Origin of the sequence: Gilliamella sp. Bif1-4 (assembly GCF_001690535.1) — a bacterium.
In the GTDB taxonomy this organism is placed as follows: Bacteria; Pseudomonadota; Gammaproteobacteria; order Enterobacterales; family Orbaceae; genus Gilliamella; species Gilliamella bombi.
Window position 1 is genome coordinate 1 of sequence record NZ_LZHC01000094.1, and the last position, 2,788, is coordinate 2,788.

The window sequence follows — 2,788 nt, forward strand, 5'->3', positions numbered from 1 at the left end:
AAATTCCGTTGTTAGCCATTGGACACGTGTTTTTTGTACGATAGCGACGATTTTTCCCATCACTTTTTCAACACGAATATAGGAAGGTAAACTAACTGCTTGCTCTACACCCTTTAATGGGGTTAATTGCCCTTTATCCGCCATGACATAAAAATATACGCCATTTTCTAAGTCTTTAAATTGTGTTAATGGTAATGAAATTGCCGATTGTTGCCATTTGGTTTTAATAATCTTTTTATATTGGTAGTTATCCCCCATTTCCACCTGAATTAAATCGCTATACTTATCCCGTGGCAATTGATTTTCAGCTTCAATTAAGCTTAATGGCGCTTGATGAGGGAAGTTTTTGTAACGCTCGGCCATAAAGCCGGGGAAGGGTAATTTATGGTAATAGACCTGATGAGGCTGAATTCCTAAATACTTTACTCTGTTGGTCGCTTCGCTGTCATATTGACGGCTTTCGCCTAATCCTTGTTCAAACATAGCATCTTTTAACAGGAAATGACTTTTTTCGACATTCATGATTAATTTATTGTACGGATAAGGCTCGTCTAAATCTTTTTCAAAATCAAAGATTTCTTCCGGCTCCCAACGTTTAGTTTTAATCACTTTGCCATCTTTATTTAATATTTGATTTTCTACACGGTTTGAATCGTCATGACGAATTACATGATTGGTTTTAATTCCTTGGTTATCAAAATATTCCACTATTGAGTAAATATCGTTTTGTCTAATATAAGATTCAATCAAATAACGACCTGTTTTGATATTTTTTTCAGTACTTTTGATCATTAATTCAGTATTTTCATCAAAAAACGTTTCGGCAGTATAGATAATATTATGAGTATTATCATATAGTTCTATTCCAAGATGCTTTAAGTTATTATTGTCCCAATAATCATAGGTATAATGACTAATAGATGCTAAACACCTTTTTTGTATACTGACTACAATGCCCTGTTTTTTTTCGACACGCAAATAACAAGGCAATTCAAATACTTCTTCAAATGAAGCTTGCTGATGTAATTGTTTATGCTCATCTAGCGTAAAAAAATAAACCCCATCTTCTAGTGATTGAAAAGAGTCGGTCGGATACATTATTTCAATAATATTTCGCTTCCGCTGCCATATATCACTATATTGGTAATTTTCATTTAATTTTACTTGTGCAATATCTTGAATTGCCATCATATACATATCTGGATGGTTTTCTAGACTAACTGGTGATGTAAATAAATCTTCTTCGGGAAAGCTATATTTGTTTTTAATAAAAAGCATAAAATCATGCTGAAAATAAACTTTACCCGGCGCAATATCTTGTTGTTTTAATTTGTTGATTATTTGTATTTGTTGGTCTTTCATTTTCACCTCCGCTAAAGCATATTGAACTGTTCCCGACCATAATAAAAAAAGGATCAAGCATATTTTTACTAAGTTTTTCATATCATCACCAACTCATTAAATTCAGGTTTACTAGTTGTATTATTCTGCTTTCGCATTTTTGGATATATTTAATAATTTTTTTATTAATAATATTCTTTCCATTAATTTCTCATCGTTTGTACCGTTAGTTTGTTTATCCAAAGACGCTTTATAACGTATAAAATGCCTATCTAGTTCGATTCCAATGCATTCCGGATCAGCTAAATTACAATGAGCTAATAGTAAAAATAAAAGGGTATGGCAATTGGTCTCCTTATAACTGTCATTAGCCCAGCTCCATTCTTCTCCTTCACTATCAAATGCCGCCACATAGGCTCTTATCTCATTAAATATCTCTTCATCCGTTCGACTATCTCCGGGCAAGACATAGGGAGACGTAGTAAATTTAATTTTTCCCTCATGAAAGTGTCCATTTTGATGTGGGTCGAAGGCCCGGCTAGAATGCTCATTATGATTGGTTTTGCGCCCTGCCTGTCGGTCTTGTGTCGGGGTCAATTCAGTCAATTTTTTGTTGTTATCTTTTTTTCTTCTTTTTTCATGGTCGCCATTTAATGTTCCATCACTAGATATCACTCTTTTGTCATTGAAAATATTCAACGGTTGAAAAGGCATCCCTGCTGGGTACCAACCATAACTTTCCCTAAATCCATTAGCTTTGGTTGAGATTTGCAATGGCTCCCCCTTTTCATCCACGATATCTTTTTCTTTTAAACCCTGTTGACGAATAGCTTGCATTGGCTCATCTATTTCTGCTTCATCTTCATGTAAAAATTCAACCCAAAAATGTCCAACCTCAAAAACCAGCAAATTGACCGGGATTCTACGGATTAAAATCGTTTCTACTTTTCTTGCCCCCGCCTTAACTTTGGTGGTGACTTTTGATGAATGACGAGGGGAAGTAACTGATTGTGTCGTTGCCCAAGACATAGCGCTATCCTCTACTCTTTTTTATATCTAAATCTAACCTCGGCTTCTTCATAGCCGGTGTTGACTATGTCGGTTTTGCCTTGCGCATCGGTTTTACCCTCCGCGATAACCTGATTATCTTTATTTAAAATTTGATATTGCCGATTAATAATTACACAGCACCATATCCCCGATGCGTGCTACGCCTTTATCAAACACCCTAATTTTTGTTGAGACGGATATCACTTTATCACCATCATTTGTGGCATCGCCTCATCTTATTAAACGTTTTATCGTTTAGTGCTTACTTTTTTCATCAAAATGTTCAAACAGTATCATCTCAAAGCCATCTGGGTTAAACGGTAAATTGTCATAGAGTTGTGGATTATCCTTGTCTTCAATTTCATCAGTAGTCAATACTATGCTACCTTTGTGATTG

General features: G+C 35.1%; 2 protein-coding genes. Both read right to left on the reverse strand.

Features of this window, described 5'->3' with window-relative positions; genetic code table 11:
* On the reverse strand, nt 1-1,362 hold a 1,362-nt coding region (locus A9G25_RS12090; RefSeq protein WP_141675115.1), incomplete at its 3' end, for a hypothetical protein.
* Nucleotides 1,363-1,482: 120 nt separating this feature from the next.
* Nucleotides 1,483-2,370 carry a hypothetical protein gene (locus A9G25_RS12095; protein ID WP_065627096.1) on the reverse strand — a complete coding sequence of 296 codons (888 nt, stop codon included), beginning with the start codon at nt 2,368-2,370 and terminating at the stop codon, nt 1,483-1,485.
* Between the last annotated feature and the right edge of the window lie 418 nt (nt 2,371-2,788).

Bases quoted from the DNA above. Each gene is read 5' to 3' on its own strand.
- A9G25_RS12095 (WP_065627096.1), bottom strand. From the start codon at position 2,370: ATGTCTTGGGCAACGACACAATCAGTTACTTCCCCTCGTCATTCATCA.